This window comes from Acinetobacter sp. TUM15064, assembly GCF_008980265.1.
In the GTDB taxonomy this organism is placed as follows: Bacteria; Pseudomonadota; Gammaproteobacteria; order Pseudomonadales; family Moraxellaceae; genus Acinetobacter.
Map to the genome: position 1 here is coordinate 33,884 of NZ_BKFU01000009.1, position 25,106 is coordinate 58,989.

The 25,106-nt window shown below is 41.3% G+C and carries 34 protein-coding genes and 3 pseudogenes; 23 read left to right on the plus strand and 14 right to left on the minus strand.

From position 1 onward, the window contains the following. Positions 1 to 76: 76 nt before the first annotated feature. The 3 genes from GBI16_RS04595 to GBI16_RS04605 all read left to right on the plus strand — a co-directional run bounded on the left by GBI16_RS04595 (position 77) and on the right by GBI16_RS04605 (position 3,927). Complete coding sequence (locus GBI16_RS04595; protein ID WP_086209231.1) at positions 77 to 976, plus strand: LysR family transcriptional regulator; 900 nt, start codon at positions 77 to 79, stop codon at positions 974 to 976. 206 nt (positions 977 to 1,182) lie between these two features. Continuing rightward, positions 1,183 to 3,324, plus strand: coding sequence for a bifunctional mannitol-1-phosphate dehydrogenase/phosphatase (gene mtlD / locus GBI16_RS04600; protein ID WP_151706595.1), 2,142 nt, complete (start codon positions 1,183 to 1,185; stop codon positions 3,322 to 3,324). 114 nt (positions 3,325 to 3,438) lie between these two features. Then, positions 3,439 to 3,927: a helix-turn-helix domain-containing protein gene (locus GBI16_RS04605; protein WP_151706596.1), complete on the plus strand. Its 489-nt coding sequence runs from the start codon at positions 3,439 to 3,441 to the stop codon at positions 3,925 to 3,927. Positions 3,928 to 3,929: 2 nt separating this feature from the next. On the opposite strand, the gene GBI16_RS04610 is transcribed toward GBI16_RS04605, so the two are convergent. From GBI16_RS04610 to tusD, 4 genes are read right to left on the minus strand one after another with little or no spacing between them, the layout of a single operon-like run. Beyond that, on the minus strand, positions 3,930 to 4,241 hold the full coding sequence (locus tag GBI16_RS04610) for a TusE/DsrC/DsvC family sulfur relay protein (RefSeq protein WP_086209228.1): 312 nt from the start codon (positions 4,239 to 4,241) through the stop codon (positions 3,930 to 3,932). A 14-nt stretch (positions 4,242 to 4,255) separates the two neighbouring features. Continuing rightward, positions 4,256 to 4,537 carry a DsrH/TusB family sulfur metabolism protein gene (locus tag GBI16_RS04615; RefSeq protein WP_151706597.1) on the minus strand — a complete coding sequence of 94 codons (282 nt, stop codon included), beginning with the start codon at positions 4,535 to 4,537 and terminating at the stop codon, positions 4,256 to 4,258. Between the two features lie 10 nt (positions 4,538 to 4,547). After that, positions 4,548 to 4,898 (minus strand): hypothetical protein, encoded by a 351-nt coding sequence (locus tag GBI16_RS04620; protein ID WP_086209226.1) that lies wholly within the window; start codon positions 4,896 to 4,898, stop codon positions 4,548 to 4,550. 44 nt (positions 4,899 to 4,942) lie between these two features. Beyond that, positions 4,943 to 5,311, minus strand: a complete 369-nt coding sequence (gene tusD / locus GBI16_RS04625; protein ID WP_151706598.1) for a sulfurtransferase complex subunit TusD — start codon at positions 5,309 to 5,311, stop codon at positions 4,943 to 4,945. Between the two features lie 282 nt (positions 5,312 to 5,593). Here tusD and GBI16_RS04630 point away from each other — a divergent pair, with 282 nt between their 5' ends. Beyond that, a complete protein-coding gene (locus tag GBI16_RS04630; protein WP_151706599.1) occupies positions 5,594 to 6,613 on the plus strand; it encodes a site-specific integrase in 1,020 nt (339 codons plus the stop codon). On the opposite strand, the gene GBI16_RS04635 is transcribed toward GBI16_RS04630, so the two are convergent. The 8 genes from GBI16_RS04635 to GBI16_RS04665 form a co-directional block, all read right to left on the minus strand. Next, the gene (locus GBI16_RS04635) at positions 6,610 to 6,894 is read right to left on the minus strand and encodes an HTH domain-containing protein (protein WP_063454287.1); all 285 of its coding nucleotides are present in this window, start codon (positions 6,892 to 6,894) and stop codon (positions 6,610 to 6,612) included. The two genes, GBI16_RS04630 and GBI16_RS04635, sit on opposite strands and share 4 nt — an antisense overlap. Beyond that, positions 6,894 to 7,217: a hypothetical protein gene (locus tag GBI16_RS04640; RefSeq protein ID WP_151706600.1), complete on the minus strand. Its 324-nt coding sequence runs from the start codon at positions 7,215 to 7,217 to the stop codon at positions 6,894 to 6,896. Before GBI16_RS04640 ends, GBI16_RS04635 begins: the two co-directional genes overlap by 1 nt. Then, positions 7,214 to 7,531, minus strand: a complete 318-nt coding sequence (locus GBI16_RS04645; protein WP_151706601.1) for a hypothetical protein — start codon at positions 7,529 to 7,531, stop codon at positions 7,214 to 7,216. Before GBI16_RS04645 ends, GBI16_RS04640 begins: the two co-directional genes overlap by 4 nt. Next, positions 7,524 to 7,823, minus strand: coding sequence for a hypothetical protein (locus tag GBI16_RS04650; protein ID WP_151706602.1), 300 nt, complete (start codon positions 7,821 to 7,823; stop codon positions 7,524 to 7,526). The genes GBI16_RS04645 and GBI16_RS04650 overlap by 8 nt, the downstream gene beginning before the upstream one ends. Continuing rightward, entirely contained in the window at positions 7,820 to 8,161 is a 342-nt protein-coding gene (locus tag GBI16_RS04655; protein WP_151706603.1) for a hypothetical protein, read from the minus strand. Before GBI16_RS04655 ends, GBI16_RS04650 begins: the two co-directional genes overlap by 4 nt. A 75-nt stretch (positions 8,162 to 8,236) precedes the next feature. Further along, on the minus strand, positions 8,237 to 8,401 hold the full coding sequence (locus GBI16_RS18635; protein ID WP_171293161.1) for a hypothetical protein: 165 nt from the start codon (positions 8,399 to 8,401) through the stop codon (positions 8,237 to 8,239). Positions 8,402 to 8,561: 160 nt separating this feature from the next. Further along, the gene (locus tag GBI16_RS04660) at positions 8,562 to 8,795 is read right to left on the minus strand and encodes a hypothetical protein (protein ID WP_130235205.1); all 234 of its coding nucleotides are present in this window, start codon (positions 8,793 to 8,795) and stop codon (positions 8,562 to 8,564) included. Beyond that, positions 8,792 to 9,499, minus strand: a complete 708-nt coding sequence (locus GBI16_RS04665) for a lambda exonuclease family protein (protein WP_228267807.1) — start codon at positions 9,497 to 9,499, stop codon at positions 8,792 to 8,794. Before GBI16_RS04665 ends, GBI16_RS04660 begins: the two co-directional genes overlap by 4 nt. Between GBI16_RS04665 and GBI16_RS04670 the strand changes: the two are divergent. The 18 genes and pseudogenes from GBI16_RS04670 to GBI16_RS04755 all read left to right on the plus strand — a co-directional run. Further along, positions 9,431 to 9,988 (plus strand): annotated as a pseudogene (locus tag GBI16_RS04670) (phage head morphogenesis protein); the annotation flags it as partial. The gene GBI16_RS04665 and the pseudogene GBI16_RS04670 sit on opposite strands and share 69 nt — an antisense overlap. After that, entirely contained in the window at positions 9,985 to 10,227 is a 243-nt protein-coding gene (locus GBI16_RS04675) for a hypothetical protein (RefSeq protein ID WP_151706604.1), read from the plus strand. The pseudogene GBI16_RS04670 and the gene GBI16_RS04675, both read left to right, overlap by 4 nt. Positions 10,228 to 10,285: 58 nt before the next feature. Further along, entirely contained in the window at positions 10,286 to 10,597 is a 312-nt protein-coding gene (locus tag GBI16_RS04680; protein WP_151706605.1) for a hypothetical protein, read from the plus strand. Positions 10,598 to 11,245: 648 nt separating this feature from the next. Continuing rightward, positions 11,246 to 11,491 (plus strand): annotated as a pseudogene (locus GBI16_RS18795) (hypothetical protein); the annotation flags it as partial. Further along, complete coding sequence (locus GBI16_RS04690) at positions 11,478 to 11,735, plus strand: hypothetical protein (RefSeq protein WP_151706607.1); 258 nt, start codon at positions 11,478 to 11,480, stop codon at positions 11,733 to 11,735. The pseudogene GBI16_RS18795 and the gene GBI16_RS04690, both read left to right, overlap by 14 nt. Positions 11,736 to 11,737: 2 nt before the next feature. Beyond that, complete coding sequence (locus GBI16_RS04695) at positions 11,738 to 12,112, plus strand: hypothetical protein (RefSeq protein WP_151706608.1); 375 nt, start codon at positions 11,738 to 11,740, stop codon at positions 12,110 to 12,112. Next, entirely contained in the window at positions 12,109 to 12,543 is a 435-nt protein-coding gene (locus GBI16_RS04700) for a phage tail terminator-like protein (protein ID WP_151706609.1), read from the plus strand. The genes GBI16_RS04695 and GBI16_RS04700 overlap by 4 nt, the downstream gene beginning before the upstream one ends. 61 nt (positions 12,544 to 12,604) lie before the next feature. Then, positions 12,605 to 13,519, plus strand: coding sequence for a phage tail tube protein (locus GBI16_RS04705; RefSeq protein WP_151706610.1), 915 nt, complete (start codon positions 12,605 to 12,607; stop codon positions 13,517 to 13,519). Between the two features lie 41 nt (positions 13,520 to 13,560). Continuing rightward, the gene (locus GBI16_RS04710; protein ID WP_151706611.1) at positions 13,561 to 14,067 is read left to right on the plus strand and encodes a hypothetical protein; all 507 of its coding nucleotides are present in this window, start codon (positions 13,561 to 13,563) and stop codon (positions 14,065 to 14,067) included. Between the two features lie 32 nt (positions 14,068 to 14,099). Then, on the plus strand, positions 14,100 to 14,339 hold the full coding sequence (locus tag GBI16_RS04715) for a hypothetical protein (protein WP_151706612.1): 240 nt from the start codon (positions 14,100 to 14,102) through the stop codon (positions 14,337 to 14,339). Between the two features lie 60 nt (positions 14,340 to 14,399). Continuing rightward, complete coding sequence (locus GBI16_RS04720; protein WP_094148367.1) at positions 14,400 to 14,942, plus strand: hypothetical protein; 543 nt, start codon at positions 14,400 to 14,402, stop codon at positions 14,940 to 14,942. Positions 14,943 to 15,056: 114 nt separating this feature from the next. Further along, entirely contained in the window at positions 15,057 to 15,476 is a 420-nt protein-coding gene (locus GBI16_RS04725; protein WP_151706613.1) for a hypothetical protein, read from the plus strand. Further along, entirely contained in the window at positions 15,476 to 15,817 is a 342-nt protein-coding gene (locus GBI16_RS04730; RefSeq protein ID WP_171494529.1) for a hypothetical protein, read from the plus strand. The genes GBI16_RS04725 and GBI16_RS04730 overlap by 1 nt, the downstream gene beginning before the upstream one ends. Before the next feature lie 80 nt (positions 15,818 to 15,897). Then, positions 15,898 to 18,156, plus strand: a complete 2,259-nt coding sequence (locus tag GBI16_RS04735; protein ID WP_151706614.1) for a tape measure protein — start codon at positions 15,898 to 15,900, stop codon at positions 18,154 to 18,156. Further along, positions 18,137 to 21,214, plus strand: a pseudogene (locus GBI16_RS04740) (host specificity protein J); the annotation flags it as partial. The gene GBI16_RS04735 and the pseudogene GBI16_RS04740, both read left to right, overlap by 20 nt. Further along, entirely contained in the window at positions 21,214 to 21,393 is a 180-nt protein-coding gene (locus tag GBI16_RS04745) for a hypothetical protein (protein ID WP_151706615.1), read from the plus strand. The pseudogene GBI16_RS04740 and the gene GBI16_RS04745, both read left to right, overlap by 1 nt. Positions 21,394 to 21,472: 79 nt before the next feature. After that, positions 21,473 to 22,024 carry a hypothetical protein gene (locus GBI16_RS04750; RefSeq protein WP_151706616.1) on the plus strand — a complete coding sequence of 184 codons (552 nt, stop codon included), beginning with the start codon at positions 21,473 to 21,475 and terminating at the stop codon, positions 22,022 to 22,024. A gap of 2 nt (positions 22,025 to 22,026) precedes the next feature. Next, positions 22,027 to 22,803: an N-acetylmuramoyl-L-alanine amidase gene (locus GBI16_RS04755; protein WP_151706617.1), complete on the plus strand. Its 777-nt coding sequence runs from the start codon at positions 22,027 to 22,029 to the stop codon at positions 22,801 to 22,803. Positions 22,804 to 22,900: 97 nt separating this feature from the next. Here GBI16_RS04755 and GBI16_RS04760 read toward each other — a convergent pair whose 3' ends face one another. After that, complete coding sequence (locus GBI16_RS04760; RefSeq protein ID WP_151706618.1) at positions 22,901 to 23,434, minus strand: NosD domain-containing protein; 534 nt, start codon at positions 23,432 to 23,434, stop codon at positions 22,901 to 22,903. A 150-nt stretch (positions 23,435 to 23,584) separates the two neighbouring features. After that, entirely contained in the window at positions 23,585 to 23,812 is a 228-nt protein-coding gene (locus GBI16_RS04765) for a hypothetical protein (RefSeq protein WP_151706619.1), read from the minus strand. A 265-nt stretch (positions 23,813 to 24,077) separates the two neighbouring features. Between GBI16_RS04765 and GBI16_RS04770 the strand changes: the two genes are divergently transcribed. Continuing rightward, the gene (locus GBI16_RS04770; protein ID WP_151706620.1) at positions 24,078 to 25,085 is read left to right on the plus strand and encodes an NAD-dependent epimerase/dehydratase family protein; all 1,008 of its coding nucleotides are present in this window, start codon (positions 24,078 to 24,080) and stop codon (positions 25,083 to 25,085) included. Positions 25,086 to 25,106: the final 21 nt, after the last annotated feature.

Here is a 25,106-nt window from a genome sequence, read left to right on the forward strand (position 1 = left end):
TTAGTGTTATTTTAAGTTTGACCTAGGGTGGTAATTATGAATAATAAAATAATAATTATGCTTATCTGGAATAATTTTGGATTTTAAGACCCTTAAAATATTTGTGCAGCTAGTGAAAAGCCAAAGTTTTAGTGTAGCTGCTGAGGAACTTTATTTAACTCAACCCACTATCAGCAAAGTATTAAGGCAACTAGAAGATGAAATTGGCTTACCCCTATTTCATAAAGGGCAAGCAGGACGAAAGCGAGAAGTTAAATTGACCTATATGGGGGAACAGCTGTATCAGCATGCATTGCAGATTTTACAACAGCAACAGCAAATTTTTGAAACTGCTGATCAGATTCGAGGGGTAAAGCAAGGTGTGCTGAGACTCGGTCTGCCACCTTTAGGTTCAGTCCTTTTAAGCTCATTGATTGCTAAATTTCATAAACTTTATCCCAATATTGAGTTGAATTTTTTAGAAGTCGGTGCAACAGGAATTGAAGAAGCAATTTTAGCGAAAAATATTGATGTGGGTATCTTACTGGGAGAATTAAAGCCTAGTATTCAGGGGATACAAATTATTGATTCGCCGCTGTGTTTGCTTTCCAACCATGACTCACAATGGAGAAAGCGTGACGTGGTGCAATTTGCCGAGCTCAAAGAAGAATCGTTTCTGCTGTATGCAGATACCTTTACATTGAACCATGTGATATTGGAAGCAGCTATGGCAGCAGGCTTTGAACCCAAAGTATTATGTAAAAGTAGTCAGTGGGACTTTATTGCCAAAATGGTCGAGTCTGGTGTCGGTATTGCTTTATTACCACAAATTTATTGTGAGCAATTAGATCGCGCAAAATTCAGTGTCAGTTTAGTGGAACAACCAAGTTTGCGCTGGAACTTAAATATGGCATGGAATTCCACCGTAGTCATGAATCCTGCTACTCGTGCATGGTTGTCGATCATTGATGAATATAAAGATCAAATTCATTTTTAGATGGCTCATCTCCAGATAGAATTTGTTAAAAAAATGATCGCTATGGTTACGGTTCGATTACCTAAGATTACCTTGCGTTTACAAAAAAATGCTTAAACCCCAATCTATTGATCAATAAGTAAACAAAAATGTTTCAGGAAATCTGAGGATCAAATTTGTGCCCGGTTTTTGTATAGTCTAAGTGCAAACATAAAAACGGAGGCTAAATGTTTAAATTTAAAAATGATATTGTGCATGGTGCGCTTTTTGACATGGATGGAACAATGTTTGATACCGAACGTTTACGGTTTCAAACCTTGAAACAGGCATCCAAAGAGCAGATTGGGGTCGAGTTTTCAGATGCCTACCTCATGGCTTGTTTAGGTTTAAGTGCACGTAGTTCTGAAGTGCTAGCTCAAAAGCAATATGGTCAAGAAGTTCCTTACGGGGACATTCGTAAGCGAGCTGATGAATTAGAATTAGAAACAGTGCGCCAATATGGTGTTCCGATTAAAAAAGGATTGGTACAAGTTCTAGAACGCCTACGTAAAGCAGGATTACGTATGGCCGTGGCGACCTCTAGTCGAAGAGCGATTGCTGAAGAGTATTTAATCAATGCCAATGTTTATAAGTTTTTTGATGTCTTGGTCTGTGGTGATGAAGTTGAACAGGGGAAGCCACATCCTGAAATTTTCCTAAGTGCAGCGCAAAAACTGAACCTTGAACCTGCACAGTGTTTCATGTTTGAAGACTCTGAAAATGGTATCCGTTCGGCACATGATGCTGGGGGCATCTGTGTACTGTTCAAAGATATTAAAGAACCGAATGAAAGTATGTTGGCTCATGCTAATTATTATTTTGAAAATATGTATGACTATCTAATGGAATTAGATATCTACAGCTCACATTTGGAAATGCCCAATTTACAAGAAAGCTTTCCTCAAACTTTAAATCAACTCACTGTTGGAATTCACGGCTTTGGTGCGATTGGTGGCGGTTATATCGCACAAATTTTATCGCATTGGGATGGTTATACGCGTCCTAAAAAAATCTATGCGTCTACACGGAATAGCTTATATCGCTCAGCCGTTAACGCATTTGGGGCATATTGTATTCGCTATGGGCAAGTGTCTTATGATGAACGTATTGAAAATATGCATATTATTGATGCTGAAGACTTACAGCAGATGCATGCCATGTACGTCGAGTCGAGTTTAATTGCGATTTGTTTAGCTGAAAATGCTCTAGTCAGTGAAGCAGCAACCATTGCACAGGGCCTCTATGCACGCTATTTGGCACAAGATGAGCAAGTTCAAACTCCACTGACGCTGTTAATTATCTTAAATAAAATAGGCGCCAAGCAGTTGGTTCTTGAGCAGGTACGTAAAGCCTTGGTGGAATTAACAGACCATGCTGTTGCCGATTTTATTTTAGAGCAGCACTATTTCTGCGATACGGTAGTCAACCGTATGGTGTCTAAGCTAAGCGATAAAAATCTATATCGTCAACTGTGCATTAAATACAATATTTTTAAGCAATATCAACTTGATGACGAGAGTAATCAAATTGAAGTTGAAGATGTCAGTAAACTCAGCGTAGATCAAGAACGCCGTGCCAGTGAATATGTTGAGGATTTGAGACAAAACTTTCAACCGAGCCATATTTTACAGCATATGGATTTAATTCTATTCAATGCTGAAATGGATATGCCAATCTATGTAGAAAACAAAAGTCCCTTACTCAGTAAAATGCGTCAAATGATCTTGGTCGATCAAATTTCAGATATTCAGCTCATTAAAAACCGCTTATGGAATGGCGTACATGCCATGACTGCATGGTATGCCAGCCTACTCGGGCATCAGACCATTGGAGTAGCGATGGGCGATCCGCGAGTGCAGTATTATGTTGAAAAACTGCTTGCAGAAGTGACGCAAGGTCTGACGCATTACCTGCCAAAACGCAAAAATGATTTAATACGATTGGCAAAAAGTTTTGATCAGTCATGCCAGTATGCTTATAAAGACCCATGTAGCCGTGTTGCGCGTGACCCACTTCGAAAACTAAGCGCATTTGAACGTGTTTTTTCATCGGTTGCTTACAATGTCTCGCATGGATTTTCTTTTGAAGCCTTATTAAGTGGTGCAATTTTTGGCTATGCATACCTGATGATAGAAGATGATCAGCCAATAGAAAGCCTTTTGGTTCATTTGAAACAACAGCTTCAACAGATGTCGCTGTCTAAAGAACATAAAAAAGCTTTGTATTACGTCATGGAAAAACGTCTCAATGAGCTACAAAACGGTGAAATTGAAATAGTAGACTTTATGTTCCAGACGCAGCAAAAGGCTTTAAAAGCCAGTTGTGTGTAATGGAGTAGTTCATAGCTACAATTAGATGTTTAAAGAGAAGTCCAGGTAAAAGGGCTTTTCTTCTGTCTTTAAATCTTTTAACGTTACGGGAACAATCAACATGGTTCTTTTGTAATGAAATGGGATGAGATCGGGGAGCAGCCTTGTTCAATTGCACGAACACTATCGGTAATTGGTGACCGCTGGACTGTGCTGATTTTACGAAATGCATTTTTAGGAACGCGCCGATTTGAAAGCTTCCAAGAAAATTTAGGTATGACTCGGCACCTGTTGTCTGCTCGATTAAAGCGCTTGGTTGAACATGAAATTTTGGAGAAAAGACCCTACACGGATCGTCAAGCAAGATTTGAGTACTGTCTAACTGAAAAAGGCTTGGCTTTATATCCAGTGCTGATGTCGATGGCAACATGGGCCGATCAATGGATGGACGAGGGGCAAGGTCGTCCCGTGCAATTTATCCATAAAACCTGTGGGCATAGCATTCAGCCACATTTGGTTTGTAACGAATGTGGTGATGCCATACATGCCAAAGACATCAAAGCGATACCGACACAGGTTTATGTTGATGCTTTAGCAGCTCAATCAGACATTAAAGAAGCTTAGGCTTATAAACAGTTTGCAGGTTTTGGTACACCAGCCAAACGGCTCAGATGGCGCGCTACAAGCCCAGTATTAAACTTTTCTTGCAGTATGGCATTATTGATGTCTGCGTTGACTGTTTTCATTAAAAACTTAATCAGTGGACGTGTTGCAGGTGAGTGTCCAAACTGTTGGTAAAACTGACGCACTGCCATGAGGATTTCAAAGTGCCAATCGGTCAATTCAAGCTCTAAAGATTTTGCTAACTCTTTTGCAACCTCTTGATTCCAAATGGTGTAATCGACTAAATGACCATCTTGGTCTAATTCTAAATTCATCTAAACACTCAAAATTATTTTAAACTGATACAACGACTATGGCTTAAGCATAGCTCAGCAAACCTAACATAGCTGATGGTTTCTAGGTTGCTCGGATGGGCAGCAGCGATATTTTCAGCATCCTGCTCAAGCACAAAGATACAAGGCAACTGCTGAATAAAAGGATGCTGTATATAAAGGACCGCATCTCCCATTAAAACCACATCATCCCCTGATTGATACAGGTTTTGTAATTTACTCAGCGCTAGCTCTGTCGCGGCAAATGGAGACTGCACGAGATAAAGTGTTTTGCTCATAACTGTCTCCTTACCAATACAGCACATGGTCAAACTGTTGTATTAAATTGGCATTGAGTTCAACACATTCTATTTCTTGCTCGGTTTGTTGAACAAAGGCAGAAGCTTGATTTTTGGTTTCAATCCAAATCGGGCTTAAGTCATAAAACTCAAAGCTATCAACCATGTTTGACGCCAGTTTAAAAGCATGCTTTAAGGGTTCAAATGACTGAGCATCGTTTAATAAGCTGAGCGCAGCATCTTGTAGTAATACTTTGACTTCACAGCCAAAAGTTGCAAGAACCATCGTTGCAGAGAGGCTTTCATGCACCTGCAAAGAGTTCAAATTGGCTTGGGTTAAAATAACCAGTACAGATTTCACACAATATACCTTTTAAAAGCAACAAATTCTTGAAAACTTAGCACTTAGAATTGAATTAAGCGCTCTGCAGACTGAACGGCATCGGCCAGTTCCCCTAAGCCGACCAAGTCAAAACCTGTAGCAAGATTATGCTGTGCTAACTGATGACGCTGTGCATTTTCGGCATCGGTAATTCCTCGAGCCAAGGCTGCACTAACACAAACTGGCAGACGAATGGCGAGTTTTTGCCACTCAGAACATAGATTCCGTTGGTCGTCAGGTACCCATTGTAGGGTATTGGCAACTTGAACAGCATCTTGGTAGAAAAACACTCGAAAGAGTTCATTTTTCGCATGCAGTGCTTGTGCTAAACCCAGCGCATGCCATGCATGAATCGAACTCGGTGCGGAGGTAATTAGTAATAAAGTACTCATCAAACTTCACTAGAGGAATGTCCAAAACTTGCTTGGTACATTCGGACTTCATAATAAAAAGGTAGTATACAATGATTTTAGGTGGTATCTATAAATTTTCGCATCAAATACAAAAACAAATTAATAATAAGTAATTAAAAAACAGTATCTTATGAATAGATTAAAACATACGTTAGCTGGAATCACATTTTAAAAATGCACAAAATACCCCGTATTTTCTTTCCTTTTGCTACATTCTCGATAGAATAAAAGGCAATCTGCACCAAATCTGCACCAAGAAAAATGAAGCTTCCGAAACCAATACAACGTGGGTCAACTTGGCGTATCACTGTTACTTTTGACAAGCAGCGATACTCAGTGACCAGAGATACAGCAAAAGAGTGCGAGCACTGGGCATCAATCAAGCTACTGGAACTTAAAACAGGTAAGGCTGATTTAGAACAAGGAATAAAGCCAGCATACCCATTTCGTCAATTGTGCGATAAGTACTATCAAGAGCATGGCAGACACATGCGATCTGCTAGAACAATTATGCTCAAGATTAAAAACCTTGATCGCATTGCACCCAATGTTGCCGATAAGTCTATCTATGATTTTAAGCCCAGTGACATTGTTGAGTGGCGAAATAAACGGAAAAAGGAAGTCAAAGTCTCAACTTTAAGAAATGAGCATGCTATCTATTCGGCTGTTTTCACTTATGCCTTGAAAGAGCTTTTTTTAATTGAGTCGAATGTTTGGCAAACTGTGCCGATGCCAAGTAAGGAAAAATCACGAAATCAGCGGATTATGCCTGAACAGCAGGAAGTGTTGCTTAAAGCGTTGGATTGGGATGGTGAATCTACACCTGAGAAGTCAAAGCACTATGTGGCATGGGCATTTCTATTTGCTCTTGAAACTGCAATGCGACAAGGTGAAATACTGGCAATGCGTAGGTCTGACCTGAGAGATGGTTTTGTACATCTGCCGATGACTAAAAATGGAGAGTCTCGAAACGTACCGTTATCGAAAGAAGCAAAGCGTCTGCTTTCATTGTTACCTTTGGATAATGACGTTCTGGTGCCGATCGACAAGGATATATGTTGCGCAACGTGGGTGAGAGCTAAAAAAAGAGCGAGTCTACCTCACATTAATTTCCACGATTCACGACATGAAGCAATCACAAGAATGGTTAAAGTTCGGAAATTACCAGTTGAGGTTTTAGCAAAGATCACCGGGCATAAGACAATTGGGATATTAATTAACACTTACTACAATCCAGACGCTCAGGACCTAGTTGAAATGTTCAATGACAGTGAGAGCTAATTAGCTCTCGGTCTGCCTCTTTTATTTTTTGTTGTGAGTATGCCGTGCGCTAGGCGAGGGTTGTACAAGCATTTGCCTTGTGTACCCTGATTAATAGATGCAAGACGCTCACGGATGGTTGTCGTTGATAGATTGTATTTTTCTGCTAATTTAGCAGCAGATACTAGTTCCATCTCAACTTCTTTCAGTTCTTTGACAATACCACCACCAATGTTCTGCCCAAGCATGACTTGTGGTGGGGAGTCAGCCTCAACCGTGATTGTATATTTTGATAATCCCATCATTTCACCTCCAATCTTTTACCTGCTGCGATTTCTGCGTCTGTGGCGTGTCTTGCTTCTGCAGTATCGCTATCAGAAAACAGAGCATTAAAATAAAATATTCCATTTCCGCGACTAGGGATAATCATTGGGTCCCCAACCTCAAAAATATTGTGCTGGCGGCGGTATTCGAGAAGGGCTTTATCTATAGATTCAAGTCTTTCATATAAGCCTTCTCTAGCATCACCACCACCCAAAAGTTCGCTATTGTCGAGAGTGTGGCAAATGTCATCCATTTTTTCTTTCGCCTTCTCATACCCGCCCAACTGCTCAATTAGATTCACGACACCTCTCCCAAACTCTCCACCACGCCAAACTTGTCATGCTCTGCGATATAACTACTCAGCATGTGGTAATACAGGTCAACATTTGAATCACTCACTTCCAAAATAACGCCCGTGCCATTGTTCACGCGCTGTCTTAAGGTTGCTTCCAGTTTCCGCACAAAGTTACTGTGCAGGTGATGTGACTCGCTCGCAATGTGGTACAAAGCGCCTGTTTCACCAGCATCCAAAACCAAGTTGAAAGGCTTATCCTTGTGCAACTCACCAATAATGAAGTTAGCCACAGCAATGTTTGTTTGTTGAATTTCAGTCATTGGCTGGCTCCATTTCAATATCTTCATCGGTAAATTCACGAGATCCTGGAGTCGCAAACTTTTCTGTTGCTCCATATTCCTCCTGCAGGTAAGCATTAAAGAATTCAGATTTATCCATTACACGAAAGCCTTCAGGTAGAGCATCTTGAGCTTGCTTAAAGATAGACTCTAATGTTGTTCGAGTAGGATATTGGCCCAAAGGAAGCGACATGGTTAAAACTGCTTGCTGCCCAGACTCTTCTTCAACCGCATAAACCTTCATTTCAATTTTAATTGGTGCATTCATTTTCATTTAGCTGGCTCCTGTGCTTCGATCATGGCTTCAATAGCGCAGACGTGATTTTCAATTTCGTAATAATAATTTTCCTCACTACCATTGCTAAACATGCGTATGCTTTGGGCGTGAAGTGATAAAGACTCTGCATTTACCAAAACAAACCCTTCAGGCACCGCTTGGGATTTGGTTGCTTGCCATGCCATCCAAGCCATATTTATTGACTCAGTATCTTCACCAATATCATTTTCATAACACTGAGTTTGTTCGTCGAAATAAGTCTGCTCATGACGCTCAAAATCAAAGTTTTCTTCACAAAACTTCTGGAACGCTTCTCTTTCTTTCTGAATTTCCATCACACTCTCCTGAGCAAACATCTGCGCAAAAACCTGGTTTATTGTTTAAATTGCGCAAATAATTGCTCGAAATATTTATTTAACCACTGGCACAATCGTCAATTGACCGCCTGTTGTTGATTCAACCAATTTAGTGAAATAACCAATTGCATTACCTAATGTTGTTTCATCAGCTTGAGCAGGGCGCTTTACCAAAATCTCAATAGCCTCAAGTAAAATTCGTTTCTCATGCACTTCCATCACGCCACCTTCTTATATTTTCTATAATATTTTGCAAAACACCATGCGAACCGCTTTCTACCAAACCCTAACATCTGCTCACCATTCTGAATTTTGATGTGTCGAATCTGGTGTGTTGTGCCTTCATCAATATTTACTGCAAGTTGGCCGACCTTAAACATCACGCCACCTCAAAAGGGTCATGCCCCTTAAATTCTTCAAACAAGCGAACAGCAATCTTATTTAGCTTCCCGTTCGCCATAATGACCACACCGCGAGGAAAGTTCTTATTCACCACCTCACAATAAAAATGCGTGTCACCTGAGCTATGACGCACACCCCGGTAGCCAATGCGGACAAGCCAGATAATGAAGGCTTCGCTCATAAGGGGATGGACGCGAGTTAATTTTTTCATGCTGCCACCTCAACTGGATTTAACTCAGCAATGATCTGATCAATTTTTTGATTAAATCGAATCACTGACTGCTCAATACCTGCAATATCTAAATCTTCTGCATTCACCCGAATAACTACCAGTCGCAAATGCTCAGGCAGGCGAGGGTCATAACTCACAAAGTCGCACCACTTGCGGCGCGTACAAGCTAATTGCCAAGTAATCTGTGGCACATATTCAGCAGGTACTTCTTTGGTTAGAATGGTATTTAAATGAGTCTGCGAGCTTGGGCATTTAGCCTCAATTTGACCATCTTTGCCCACTAGCCCGTCAGGACTAGCGCCACTCATTTTGATAGCTGGGTGATCAATCAGACCTGTGCCAATTACAAAATTACCAGTCTCATTTTCATACGCAGCAATTGCATAAGGTTCCTGATCAATACCCCATTGCATCAGACTATTGGTTTTGGTTTCCTCCTGAACGCCAGTAAGGCGCTCAGTCAGAATAGTTAGGGTTAAAGCATTATGTGCTTTGCCTTTAATTGGCTTTGCATCCACATCCTTAATGCGACTTGCGGTTACTTTTCCGCATCGATCTGCATGCCAATCTTCACTACGCTGGAGAAGCGAACCAAGGTAGGCAATCAGTACGCTTATGTTGGTGGTATCTGGGATGCGGCCAAGGTTGAGATTGAACGAACTGTTAGGACTGCCCGAAGTCATGTGGCGAATATCTCATATGACGATACGTGGAAGGCACTTGGATTCACTCATGTGAAATTCGTCAGCACTTTGGATGGTCGCACCTCCAAGCAATGCGCCTCACTGGATGCCAATGTGTACGACATCAATAAGGCCTATCCAAAACCACCACTTCATTATAACTGCAGGTCTGTACTGGTTGGCTGTGATGAAGATGGCGATATTGCCGGCAAACGTCCTTTTGTGATGGATGAGCGTAAGGTCAAAGACATTCCAAAAGATGAACGTAAAGACCTGATTGGCCAACTGGATGCCAATACATCGTTTAAGAAGTTTTTCGACCAGACCGATGAGTTTTTTCAGAAAGAATGGCTCGGCCCATCGCGTTACAAGCTCTACAAAGAAGGCAATTACAACATTGATAAGTTTGTTGATCCGCAGGGCGCTATGTACACGCTTGATGAGTTGAAGGCGCTGGATGCTAAAACGTTTAAGGAGTTGGGGCTATGAGAGTAACTGTTGACGACCTAACAGATGATCCTGAGCTTCAGCGCAAGTTTCAAGGTGTGCGTGTTCTGGTGGATGGTATTCAGCATAATCATGTGATTGTGGCTGACCAAGAGCGAGGTTATATCGAAAAGCACAAACAAAATGCAGATGGTAGTTTTGCTTTAAATGAGAAAAGAGATGAAATCTTGACTGAGATTATTAAAGGCAAGGTTGAGTTTATGTTTCGGGAGCAATCATGACCACACCAGAACAACAAATCATTTATGACTTAATTTTAAAGGCTTGGACGAGACCTAGATGAAATATAAAAAGAAACCTGTAGTTGTGGATGCCATCAAGTGGGATGGCTCAAGAAAATCAACCAAAGAAGTTTTAGAATTTATGGGGCAGAAGGTAGATACTCGATTACAAATATCTTGCGATAAATTCGATGAGTATGTGGATCATGTTAATCAAAACGGCTTAACAATTTATACGCTAGAAGATGGCTCAGATGGTCGCGCAAAGCATGTCGCCTCATTAGGTGATTACGTCATCAAAGGCATTCAAGGTGAGTTCTACCCATGTAAGCCAGATATATTTTTAGCAACTTATGAAGAAGCTGAATAAATAAACCAATTTTAACCTAGACCCAAACGGGTCTTTTTTTATGCCCGCAGTTTGTGACTGCACAATCGCTCGGAGAGCAAAATGCTGAAGTATGAATTAGAAAATCTCGATGGTGTCGAGGAATCTGTCAAATCACTCTATGAAGAAAAAGACGGTAAATACGTCCTGAAAATCGAAGGTATTCCCCAGCCACAAAACGATGATGGCCTACGCAAAAAGGTTGATGAACTGCTCGCTGAAAAGAAAGCAGAACAGCAAAAACGCAAAGAAGCTGAAGAACAGGCCCGAAAAGAAGCTGAAGAAAATGCCCGCAAGAACGGCAATATCGAAGCCTTGGAAAAGTCATGGGGTGAAAAATTCACAGCACGCGAAACCGAGCTGTTAAACGAAAAACAGTCACTTGAAGCACAAGTCTACAAATTAACAGTAGGAAGTAAAGCTACTGAACTGGCAGCAAAGTTAGCTGTACCAGGTAGTGATTCAGTTTTACTTCCACATATTAGCAATCGCCTACAGGTCGAAACTGTAGATGGTGAAATCAAAATCCGTGTTCTTGATTTGCAGGGCAAGCCAAGTGCATTGAGCATTGAAGATTTAGAAAAAGAATTTCGTGCGAATGAGGCATTCAAGCCTTTGATTCGTGCGTCAGGTGCTCAGGTTGATTATTACGATGGTGGCAAACACTGCATTGTACAGTTGGGTGATTGCGGTGAAAGAACATTGATTGAAGTGCATGGGCTTTTATTACATGAAGCTGTTCATATCTGGCAGCGAATCAAAAAGCTGATGGGTAAAAAAAAGCCTAGCACTGAATTTGAAGCTTATTCAATACAGCGCATAGCTCAGGATCTTTTTGCAATGTTTCAGGAGAGTGAAGCTGATGATTTACATTGATGATTCAAACCTAATTCAACGTGCAGTTGATTCAGATCAGGCGTTTCATGTTGATGTTCGCGCTACTAACATTAAATCGGTGTTTTTAAATGGTGAGCAGATTCGAGGTGCCTTTTATGTGGATTTGGAAAAAGGCTTCTTAATTCGAATCAAGACTGATATTGAATGTCGGCCAGTTATGATTAGTGGTGAATTAGCGCATGAAATTTTATTTGGTGATGTGACTGTTGAATATCGAGAATAGCCATGGCCTGGAAAAACAAACCGACTAATTTTGCGCTTGAAGTGGTGAAGAATGCAGACGACCATCTCAAAAAGATTGTAGGTGAAACACTTCAGCGAGTCGTTGTGCTTTCACCGGTTCAAGATGGTGAATTTCGGGCATCGCATAAAGTTACGATTGACGCACCGCAAAGCACGTATGAGAAAGGCTTTGACCTATCGGGTGGTGCAACACTATCGGAAGGCTTAAAAGTAGCGTCTACAGCGAAAATAGGCGGCCTTGTGTATGTCCAAACATTAAGCCCGTATGGCCTAGCTTTGGAAGATGGTCACAGTCAACAAGCACCTAATGGCGTCTACGCACTTTCATTTAGATACGTCAGCGAGAAATATAAATGATGACCAATACTCAAGCCTTACAAGCGATTCTTGCGCGTGTTGGTACATTCACTGGCATGCCTAAAGCGAATATTCAAATTGCAAACAATCCACAAGCTGGCGGCAAGCCATTTGAGCCGCCAAAGAAAGAGATCTGGGCAAAAGTCACAGTGAAAAATGCTGGAACTTTTATTGCAAGTATTGGTGATCAGCCTTGCACACGAACACCGGGCATTGTTTTTATCCAGTTATTTGCACCGCTTCACTCTGGCACTCTGGAACTATCTAAACTTGCAGACAAGTGGGCTGAACATATGCAGTTTTATAAGGTGGGTAATTTGGAGATGCTTCAGGTTGATATTCTGGATGCAGGACATTTATCAGTGATTGGCGATCCTTCAGCCATGAGCTTTTATCAATACAACGTAAACGTAAGTTATCGAATTAACTAAAACAGAATTTATTTATCGCCACCGAAAGGTGGTTTTTTTATGCCTTGAATAGGAGAAAACCATGAGTTCGGGCGCAAAACAATTAGTGCAGATTGCAAAAGAAACTGTTATTGGAACAGTGCCTTCGCCATTTGCACGTCAAACCTTGGCATTTACTGATATTTCATTAAACCAAAGTGTCGAAAAAACAGAGTCAGCATCAATTACGGATAACCGATTGCAGCAATCATCCATGATTACCTCAGCCGAGTATTCAGGCGAGTTGAGCGCAGAAGCTCAGTATGGTGCGTATGATGATCTAATGGCAGCAGCAGCTTTTAATGCTTGGGCGACCAATGTTCTGACTTTTGGTGGCATCAATCGCCAGACATTTAGCGTATTGCTTGGTTATACCGACATTGCGAACTATCACACCTTTTCAGGCTTGCATGTAAATACATTCGGGATTGATATTCCCGAGTCTGGGCTGATTGGCTTAACTTTCGGCTTTATGGGTACCAAGCGAACCCCAGCAGCAGCAGCACCCGCTGGAACGATTACGCCTGCATCGACCAATCCACGTATGTCAAATATCTCTGTTGGTGATTTACTTGTCGATGGGGCATCGGTTAAAGGTACAGCCTGCATTACTGCGTTCTCATTCAATTGGGATAACTCGATGCAAGTGCAAAAATGCTTGGGTGCTGGTCTTGAAGTTGGTGCAATTCTTGAAATGTCAGCCAAAGGTACAGGTAGCTTTACTATGGCTTGGTCTACTAAGGCGGCTGAGCTTTATGAGGGCCAATTTACAAACGCAACGATTTCGCTATCAATTCCAATCACGGATACTGCTGGGAATAAATACGTTTTAAATATTCCTAAAGTTGAGCTTACAGCATCGCTTGCAACTGGTGGTAAAGACGACATCCTGAGCACCACATTTGAATACACGGTTGTGGATCAGGCGCCAACACTTACACGCACACCTAAAGTTTAATCAATAGCCGCCTTCGGGCGGTTTCTTCTGGAAGATCAAACATGGCTTTAAAAGTAGCAATCCAACAAAGTAAAGAAGTCGCACTCTGGAAAGAATATAAAGATGGCGAAGGGAATGTATTAGCCGAATTCAAGATTCGCGGTTCTGATTACAAGGCATATCGGGTGGCGGTTGAACGCGCTAATAATCAAGTCACATCTAAGGGTTATAACGTATCTACAGCAAACAATGATGATAAGCTTTACCATGAACTTTTATTAGAAGCTGCTGCATGTCATTTGGTGGCTGACTGGAAGGGCGTAGTGTTTGTTGAGAATGACAAGGAAATTGAACCAGAATGCTCGCCCGAGAACGCAACCAAACTTTTCAATATGGGTGATATTGGTGTCGCAATCTGGGCCTTTGTAAAAGCACAAGCCGACCAAATTCAAACTGAAGCAAACAGCTATCGAGATGAAGTCTTGGGAAAGTCCGAGAACTCTACGAATACATCCAATTCGCCAGTGAAGAAGAAGCGAGTGAGCACAACCAAAAGCAGCGAGCAATAGCTGAAGCATTAGGTAGACAACCACCCAAAGAGGTGAAAAAGCCTGAGTATAGCTATACAGCAAACGCACTAATTGAAGCCTACAATGTTATTTCACGCTCACGCAGATATGAGCAAGGCACACCGTTAGCATTGGGCATTACCGATCTAAATGCCTACTGTGAGCAATACGAGTTACCCGTAGAGCGTTATATTTTTAATGCTGCTATTTTTGATCTGGATAATCGGTTCATTGATGAGGCTTATAAGAAGATGAGCAAGAAATCAGTCTAGGTTGGTTTCTTTTCCCCCTGAAAATTAGTATCTTATATTTACTTATAAGAGGGTAATCACGTGAAAAAACTATTAATTGCAGGGGTTTTGGGTTTTGGGTTGGTTTTGAGTGGGTGCTCAACAACAATGCCCATTAATTATGTTGCATCACCAACAATCAAAGGCCAAGGGGATGTAGGGGTTGGGGTGTTTAAATACCTTCCCGCCGAAAAAGGACTAGTTAAGTCAAATGAATTTCAGAAGCCATCAGCAGCGATTGGAACTATGTACATGTCTGATAAAGCAGATGTGTTACTAAAGTCCTCACTAACAAAGGAGTTAATCGCAGCAGGTTTTAATCCTGATCGGAATGCAGACATTCAGATATCAGGTGATATTCAGCGATTCGAATACGACTGGATTGGCTTTATAGAGGTTGATTTTTATCTAGATATTGATTATATCGTCACGAAAAACGGTGAGCAGATTTATAAAAATACAATCAAAACACACAAAGCTTCACCGAAAGCGATGGGAGGTACTGACTCAGAGGCTGTTCGTTCTGCGATATCTTCTAATATTGGTGATCTAATGCAGGATTTGAGATCTAAAAAAGTCTTATAAGCATCTTCAGTAAGCTCGGGTGAGATTTTATTTAGTAAAGCTAAGCCTCCTCCGGGAGGTTTCTTTTTGAGTGAAGAGTTAGTATCTTGTGATTACTTATAAGAGGGTTTTCACATGAAAAAATTATTATTTATGGGTATTTTAAGTATTCTTTTTGTGGGTTGCTCAACCAGTCCTGTAAATAGCAATCAAACCGCAATGGTTCCTGAAAGTCGAATGGTTGATTCTGATTATTTTACAAGAAAATCGGAAGATCAGACTAAGGTGACTTTTTTGCGAGATAAAGGTTTTTTAGGCTCCGGCTGTACTCATGATATTTACGCTAATAATATAAAAATTTTCTCAATACGATCTAATGAAAAGGCTGTTGTATACCTAAGACCTGATTATTATATCTTTAGACTGGAAACAGGCGGGGGAATGTGCCCAAATGTTGCAACTTCACAAGAGGCAGAGATGAAGCCTAACGCAGAAGTTGAATACCGCATACTTGTACCATCAGACTTTAATTTACGCCTAACAAGGATCAAATAATGAAAAATATATTAATTGCAGGGAGTTTGATTTGCTTGTCCTTGGGTGCTTATGCAAAAAACACAAGCAATGCTAACCATGAAGAGAATTGTCGGATGTACATGGAAATGGCAAATACAATCATGAAGCAAAAACAAAATGGTATGCCTTTAATTAAAGCTTTGGAGGCAAACGATTCAGCCCTTAAGCAAAATCCAGATAAAAATATGCATAAGATTGTTGGTCTAATCATCCGTGATGCTTATGAGCAGCCAAACTATTCAACTCCATCAATAAAGGAGGAGCAGCTAAATGAATTTTCAGCAAAATATTATTTGGGCTGCATAAGTATGTATGATTAAAAATCACTCTAATGTGCTTTTTTAATACCTAACCATAGCTCGCATTCTGCGGGCTTTTTTATTGCCCGCAGGAAAGTGAAATGGCTCAAGAATCTGTATTGCGAATTACTATTGATTCGAGAAACGCTGAAAGAAATGCACGAAATGTAGCAAATGAACTCCAAAATATTGAGCGCAATGGCGACTATGCGTCACGATCTATGGATTCCATGTCTGTAGCGACTCGCCAACTTGCAGGCTATATGGCGGGTGTTGTGACTGTTGGTGCTGCCATATCTAAAATGGATGCCTACACAGGGATGCAAAACCGCTTAAAGCTTGTCACAGACTCACAGGTCGAACTCAATACAGCAATGAGCGACACCTTTAGCATTGCGCAAAAAACACGCTCAAGTTGGGAAAATGTCATACAGGTTTATCAGCGATTTCAAGATAATGCAAAAACATTAAATATTGACATGGCTAAAACAGCCGAGCTTACAGAAACAGTATCAAAAGCTGTGGCAATTAGTGGGGCTTCAGCTGAAGGCGCAAATGCAGCACTGGTTCAGTTTGGGCAATCTTTAGCATCAGGTGTATTTCGCGGCGAGGAATTTAACTCTGTCGCAGAACAGGCTCCCGGATTATTGAAAGCTATTGCCACAGGTCTTGGTGTAAATATTGGTCAATTAAGAGCCATGGCTAATGATGGTAAATTGACCAGCGACATTCTCGTTGATGCATTAACAAAATCAAAAAAATCAGTAGATGAATTATTTGCAAAAACCGATGTGACAATTGGCCAATCCCTTCAACTATTAAGCAATGAAGTCACCAAATTTACAGGCGAAGCAGGCAAGGCTTCAGGTGTTGCAACAACCTTAGCTAGTAGCATCCAAGTATTAGCCAACAACCTTGATGCTATTGCTGGTATTGCAGTAGTTGGTGGTGTGGCTTTACTAACCAAAACTATTGCTGCTCAAACAGTGGCGATTCACGGTTCGATCACCGCAGTAGTGGCACGACGAGCAGCAGATACCACCGCATTACAGTCACAAGTACAGCTTGCAGCAGTGGAGGTGCAACGCACTCGTCAAGTTACAGCTTTGGCAGCACAAGAAATCCATCTTGCACGCCAAGAGTTAAATAGCGCAACAACACGCCAAGCACGTGCAGCCGCAACTATGCGACTCACTCAAGCAGAGATTGCACACAGCATTGCATTAAAGCAAAGTGCATCCGCCGTAGTTGCTCAAACTACAGTTGAGAATGCACTCAATGCTAGCCGTTCGCGTTCAGCAATGTTGCTTGGTTTGGTTGGTGGTCCAATTGGTGCACTAACGATAGGTGTGACTGCTTTAGCTGCTGGCTATATGTACTTAAAAAGCCGTACAGCCGAAGCCAATGCAAAACTTGAAGAACAAGCCGCTGTAGCGAAAAAAGCAAAAGATGAATTACTGGCTTTAAAAGGTCTTGAGAGAGATAACGCTGTTAATGATATGGCGGCAGCTTTCGAGCGTCAGAACGCAGCCTTGTCTGAATCTAGCAGCAAGATCAACATGCAGTTGAATGCAATTGAGCAACTTTACAAAGGAAATAAGGAAGTTGTGCAGGTTGTGCAAGATGCCCGCAACGGCACGATTAGCATGACTGAGGCAGTACAGCGATTTAATGAGCTTCGCATCAGTAAAGAAGTTTATGAGTCGATCAAAGCAAATACTGTTGAGTTTGAAAAGAATGCAAAAGAGGCAACCAACACAAAATCAAAGCTGAATTTATTTGGCATTGAAGTTGAGTTATCTGGTCGCAAAGCACAGACCGCAGCAGTTGGTGTGGATGAAAATTCCAAATCTCTTGATAAAAACGCAACGGCAGCGGAAAAAGCAGCCAAGGCTCAAGCTGAATTTAAGAAGTCTTTGTTTGATCGTGAGTTTAATGCAAGCTTAACCAAAGTAATGTTGGATCAGGGCTATAACGCAGAACAAATTAACTTAATCTCGGAATATGCACTAAAACTTCAAAAAGAAGGCAAGTCGATTACTGTAGAGCAAGTTCAATATTTGCTGAAAATCAATAGCATTGAGGAGCAAAACAAAAAGGTTATTGAATCCAGAAAAGGTAAGAATATTGGCAAGTACAATAATGATTACTGGCAGAAGTTTAAGGGCTACACCGCTGGAACAAATGGATTTACAGCGGGCGATGTAGGTTCTAAAGACTGGGAGAAGCTGCTTGAAGAAGCTGCAAAAATGGCTGAGCAGCAAGCAGAGCTTCGCAAAAATTTAGAACTCAATGTCGCTGATGAAGTAACTCGTATTCGCTCTAAGTTGGCAGATGATTTATATCCCATTACCAGGTAAAGTGATTGAGGTTGCAGATGAGTTGTTAGCTGGTCGTGCAAATGGCGGGCGTATTTCTGCTGTCAGCGCTGATCTAAAAACCATTACGATTGATCGTGATGACGTGGTGTGTCGTGCGGGTGATCGACTGGTTGTAAATGGTGAAGATGGCAAGGCGCAAGCTCGAATCGTGTCATCCGTAAATGGTCGCAATATCACAGTCACAGTGGCGTTTGATTCTGTTGCAGTGGAAAATGTTTGGGTCGTTGATGCTCAAGATTTAAAAACGATGAAGTTTCGCGTGATGAGCATCACTCAAGATGACAAACATCAGTTTTCAATTACTGCTTTGCAATATGAATCATCAAAATATGATGCGATTGATTTTGGCGCATTCATTGATGACCGTCCGATTTCCATTATTAATCCAACAACTCAAGCGCCTGTCACCAATGTTTTAATTTCATCTGAAACCATGGTTCAGCAAGGCTTATCTATTGAAACAATGGTGATTGCTTGGGATCAGGCTGAAGGCGCTACAAAGTATCAAGTTGAATGGCGCAAGGATGATGGCACATGGATTAAGTTGCCGACTTCTGGCAGTAATTCAGTTGAGGTTCAAGGGATTTATGCGGGTAATTATGAAGCTCGTGTCACTGCGATTTCTGCATTTGATATTGCTTCTTTGCCAACATATTCAAATCTGACAGCACTGACAGGCAAGCAAGGTTTACCGCCTGCTTTAGCCAATATTGCAGCAACAGGCATCTTATTTGGCTACCGTTTAAATTGGAGCTTTCCTGCGGTTGGTGCGCTTGATACTGCGTATACGGAAATTGAGATTGCAACTACAGCCAACGGTGCTAATGCTGCGCAACTTGGGCTTTTCGCATACCCAACAAACAGCCACGTCATTCAAGGAATGCAACCAAACCTGACTCGTTATTTCCGTGGGCGTTTGATTGATCGAATCGGGAATATTGGTCCGTGGTCGCAATATGCGAATGCAACAACTACAGCAGACGCAAGTGCGGTACTTGATATTTTGTTAGGTAAGATTTCTGAAACCCAGTTAAGTCAAAATCTGCAAACCAAGATTGATAAGATCGATACGATTGCTGGTCTTGATGGTGACATTGGAAATTTGATTGACAACATCACGGCAGTGCAGACTGAGGTTGATCAAATTAGCAATGAGCTTGATACTGAAACTGCTGCGCGTATTTTGGCTGTAAGCAATCTGAATGACGGTTTAACTCAGGAGATTCAAGATCGTCAAAGCGGTGATGCTGCTAATCTTAACGCCTTGAACAACTACAAGAGCAGCAATGATCAGGCGCTTGCCAATGTTCAACAGCAAGTCAGCACAGCAGTCACAGCAACATCTGCAAATACGCAGGCTGTTCAAGCTTTAGATAGTCGCGTGACCGTGGCAGAGGGTAATGCGGCTACCGCAAAAACCAATGCTGCCAGCGCAATAACCAAAGCTGAAACAGCAACAACTCAGGCAGGATCAGCAGCAAGCTTGGCAAATCAAGCAAGTGCGATTGCAAATCAGGCAGCAAATACAGCAGATGCAGCAAATCAAACCGCTGCAACTGCTTTATCTACTGCGAATGTTGCTGCAACTCAATCAGGTGCCAATGCAACTCGACTTGATGCTATTACATTGGAGTTAGGCGATAAGGCAACCACAGGCGCTCTATCGCAAACCAACGCCAAAGTAGCTGAGCATGAAGGAAAGATCAGCGCCAACACCACAAAGATTGACGGTGTATATGCACAGGTTAATCCGAAGTTAATTGGCTCAACTGATGACCTAATAGGCTCAACCGAAGGCTTTGCCGGTGTTTGGTCGTTACAGTCAGCAATGATTGAAGGTGATATGGCACAAGCCGAACGCACTGATCAGGTTGTTGCCACGATTAACGAAAATGATGCTTTGTATAAGCAACAAATTAAAGCGAATGCTGATGCTGTTTCTGCAAGCGTGCAAGCAACAACCACGCTTCAAACAACTGTAGGCCAAAACACTGCATCAATTCAGGAGGTGAGCGAATCAATCAACGGCTTGTATGCGCAAAAGTACATCAAGTTGGATGTAAACGGCAAGGTGGCAGGATGGGGTGGTGCTAACGATGGCAAAGAGTCAAATTTCATTCTGAACTTTGATTCATTTGCGATTGGTAGCGGGGACAGTGTGGGGTATTACCCATTTATTTTCCGTACCACCCCTTACACTGATCCAGAAACAGACACAGTTTTCCCTGTGGGTGCTTATATGAAGTCTGCGTTTATAGATTATGCATCTATAGATACGGCTCATATCAAGCAATTGGCAGTGAAGTCTGCGCAGATTGATAATGCTGCTGTGACTACTGCGAAGATTGGTGATTTGCAGGTGGATACACTGAAGATTCAAGACAATGCTGTAACCGTTCCAGTCTCGGCCTTTGCTGAAATCTCCATGGCTGTTGATGGTGAATACACTACCATTCAAACCTTGAATGTGCCCTCTGATATGGGGCATACCATTTTGACTTTTGGTGCTGTATTTAGCTTTAACAGTTATACGTCACAGCAACGATTGCTTTGTCGTGTGTTGAAAAATGGCAATGTGGTCTTTGAAGATTTGGAGGTTCATTTCATTGATTATGCTTCTGTCGGTGTGACTTCAAGTAACAGCGGCCAGCACCAACATGGTATGACAATGAATTTGACAGGCAGTACAAGCAGTGCTGGTGGTCACAACCACTCGTTCAGTGGATCAACAGGCAATACATCAATTAGCGGTGTTTCAAATTCATCACACAGTCATAACTACAGTGGCAGTACTGGATCTACAGGAGCACACACGCATAGCTTAAATTTAGATGGCTCTGTAACGATGGGGCTTGATGGTATCCATAGACATGATGTTGAAATTCGGGGCAGCGCACGAAGTGCGGGAACCTTGAATATTTCACGTCATGACTCAACAGGAATCGCAGGCGCATTCCAGTTGCAGTTGAAATCAACTTCAGGTGGCAGCGTCAATGTTTCACAGCGTTATATTCATGCAATGACAATGAGGAAGTGATGGCTTATTTTGCAGTGTTTGATGTGGCAACAGGGAAAATTGAGAATATTGTTGAATGTCCTGAGTTCCTAGCGAAGACGATTCACCTGGAAACAACTCAAGACGTGATACGGGTTGAATCTCAAGTTTCTGCCGCGCAGTACCATGTTATAGATCGACAACTTTATAAACTGTTTTAACAGCTTGATCGATTAATAGCACCTTGCGAAACAGTGTTTCTCAGGGTGCTTTTTTTATTACCAAAATTTAGGGGGCGCAATGCCAAATGACTACTCATCCGACCCACCAGTAGCGACAGCAGGGCAGCTTCTTGCCATCTCTGACAAGATTAATGACATATCCAAAAACATGGATAAGTTAGCTGAAATGCCCCAAAAGCTCGACCGTATGAATATGCAGTTGGAGCAGCTCAACAAAGAGCATCAGCAGACACGTAATGACTTAACTCAGACTCGTGACAATCTGCAAGAAGATTTAGACCGAGCAAAGTCAAACTTCAAAAGTGAGATTAAGCAGCTTAGAAATGAAGTTGAGCCAAGATTTAAAGAGGTGGATTCACAGATCAGAGTGCTACATGAAAGTAAAACCAAAATCGACAGTATTACTAATCTTGTGCGCTTTGGCGGAATTTTCTTAGCAGGTCTATTCGTCGTCGCTTGGAATACTCAGACGAGCAAAACAGACACAGTAAATACTCAAGCCATGACCAACGCCCAGAGTATTCAGGTTCTTGAAAAACAATCTGATCAGCTTTTAAGAACGGTTGAAGAAGTCCGAAACAAACTTTATGAACGAAACATGAGAGAGTAAAAATGAAATTGATTGATAACTGGAAACAGGCTTGGAAACTCAAGTCAGTACAAGTAGGCGCAGTAAGCGCCTTTTTTTATGCCCTGATTTTATTCTCAGAACAGTTTTTAAGTGTCTGGGAGGTGATTCCACAAGAGTTGAAAAACAAGATTCCTGAAAACGTTGCTGAATGGGTGGGGATTTTTGTCGGTGTAGCAATGGTGCTTGCTCGACTTAAAAAGCAGCCCGAATTACACACTGATATTCAACCCTTTGTCACGGTCACAGCAGGGCATAGCAATACTGATCCTGGCGCAGTAAATGGCAAATATAAAGAAGCCGATCTGGTGGTCAACTTCCGCAATGCAGTAGCTTTTTATTTACGTGAGGCAGGCATTCAATATAAAACTGATGGGGTAGGCGCAACCAACCAGAACTTAAATGCGGCAATCAAAATCATTAAAGGTTCAAGTGTTGCTGTTGAATTCCATATGAATGCAGCGGCTTCAAAACAAGCCAATGGTGTTGAAACTATCGCATTGCCGAAAGATAAGAAATTGGCTCAGGAGCTATCCAAAGCCGTAGCAGATGCTTTTGGCAGCCGATTACGCGGTGACAATGGTTGGATTGATCAAAGCCAATCTGCACGAGGAAAACTAGGTTTTGTGAATGCTGGTGGCTTGATCGTGGAACTGGGTTTCATCTCTAATGATGAAGAATTATTTCAATTCAATGCTCAATATTGGTCAGCTGCTAAGGCTGTGGCCAAAGTTCTGATTGAATATGAAAAGTGCAATTAAGGTTTTATTGCTGTGCCTCCTCTTATCAGGTTGCACAGCTCATTCAATTACAACGAATGTAAATGTGGGGATATGTGTTGGGATGGTTTAAATTGATTTATGATAGCCCTATATTATTAAAATATGGTCCAAAAGTAACTAAAAGAAGAGGGCCATATTCCTTTGAAAAATTAACAACCCTTTCAGCAATAGATGTAAATTGATCTACTTTAGAAAGCACACTTTCTTCTAGTATCTCTACACGCTTCTCAGCTGGACTGGCATCTAATTTCTCAAATAAATTTCGTAATTCATTTAAATCAACATTTTCTGGTATACCAAAATAACCATAAGGGTCGCACTGGCTTACCCGAATAGCTTCTTTTCTCGCATTTTGTATATGATTGTGAGCTATTTCACCCTCAAAAACTTCATCAATATCAATGCCAACATCCACATTGTTCATCCTATTTCCATATATTTGCCCATCAATCAGACCTCTAGTTTGTATCCCAGTGCCACAATTTAGAAGGGTGTTTCCATAAATTTTTGGTCCTTTACTCATTTCGCTACCACCTAAATATATGTATCTTAAATAATAAGTAATTATATTAAGCCTAAAAGTATTACCAATCATATTATTTAAAGACATTATTTTCACCTTTTAAGTCCAAACCCCACCCAGACTCCTTCCTAAAAATCCCTCCATTCTTAATCATGTGCTCTATATAAAAGTAGGTCCATGTTTTCATTATTGCTCCTTCCACCCATCCACAATATCAGCCCAGTCTTGCATTATGTTTTACCTACTAACAACCTTAGCACCTTTCCAAAACTCCCCACGTCTACGCACCAGAAAGGAACTGGCGATACTTTCAGCGTGAAATACCTTAGCATCATCCTTATCATCGACCCAAAACCATTCAGGTTGATAGACCTGTTGGACATCTGAAAAATCATCGTATTCCAGTATTTCTTGTGTCGCATCTCGATAGACAAGCCACTTGCCGTCTTTAGTTATGTAGGCCATTGAATACCCCCCTCAAATTACAAACTTCACAATTTATTCAATAAGTTTTTGCTTTTCATAAACGATATACAGTACATAGCTATAACTGTAACACATGCAATATTCCGAACCTTTAAAATGATGATATAGTGCTCTTGCAGATTGACCGACTCAAGAGAATTTTGAGTCGGTTTTTGCGTTTAATATCTGTGGATAAGTCATTTGAAACACCATAAATACACCAATAAAACGCAACTTGCTGATTATTATAAGGAGTATGTATACAATGATTTTAGTGACTGGTGGTTTAGGCTTTATAGGCTCACATATTGCTTTGAGCTTTATGGCGCATGGGCAAGAGGTCATTATTGTAGACAATTTATCCAATGCGAATTTACAAACTCTTGAACGATTAGAATTTATTAGTGGCATGTACGTGCCTTTTGTCAAAATTGATATCCGAAATACGCCTGCTTTGAACAAAGTTTTTGAGCAGTATTCCATTGATGCAGTGGTACATGCCGCAAGCTTTAAATCGCTTGAAGAGTCTGTGTTGAAGCCTTTGGAATATTATAATGACAATGTTAGTTGTATTATGAGTTTACTGCGTGCTATGCAACGCACAGGTGTTCGAACTTTGGTGCATCTTTCCAGTCTTGCAGTTTATGGTGAGTCGAGTCTACATCTAGAGGAAGACTTGGAACTGAATTTCGGCTACCCAAACCCGTATATCAAGTCGCAACAAATGGTCGAAGAAATTATTCGAGATACAGCAAAAACAGATAATGAATGGAAAATTGCCATTTTAAGAATGGGCAATGTCGCAGGCGCATTTGAAAATGCAATGCTCGGAGAGCTGTTTCCGCCTTTACCGAAAAATATTATCCCACTGTTGATGCAAGTCGCTGCCAAACAGCGTGATCATATTGAACTGAGAAAAAAAGCACAAACAGCAGACCATACGGTCGAACGTAGTTTTTTACATATTCTGGATGCCTGTGATGCGATTGCTGCTTCGTTACAATGGTTAAGCAATCAACAGTTTGCTTGTGAAGCGTTTAATATCGCAGGCCAAAGTGTGTCGATACAGCAGTTGGTTGAAAAAGTGGAAAGTGTGACGCAAAGTGATATTGCTACAGTCGATGTGGTGGATTCGAACATTGTGGAATTAGATCAGGTCGCGGCAGAGTGTAGTAAAGCGAAAAATGTTTTACATTGGGAAGCGAAGCGCAGTTTACAACAAACCCTTGAGGATGGATGGCGTTTCTACCGACAAAGTTTAGAGGGTCTTTAATTAATTTACTGATAACAATTA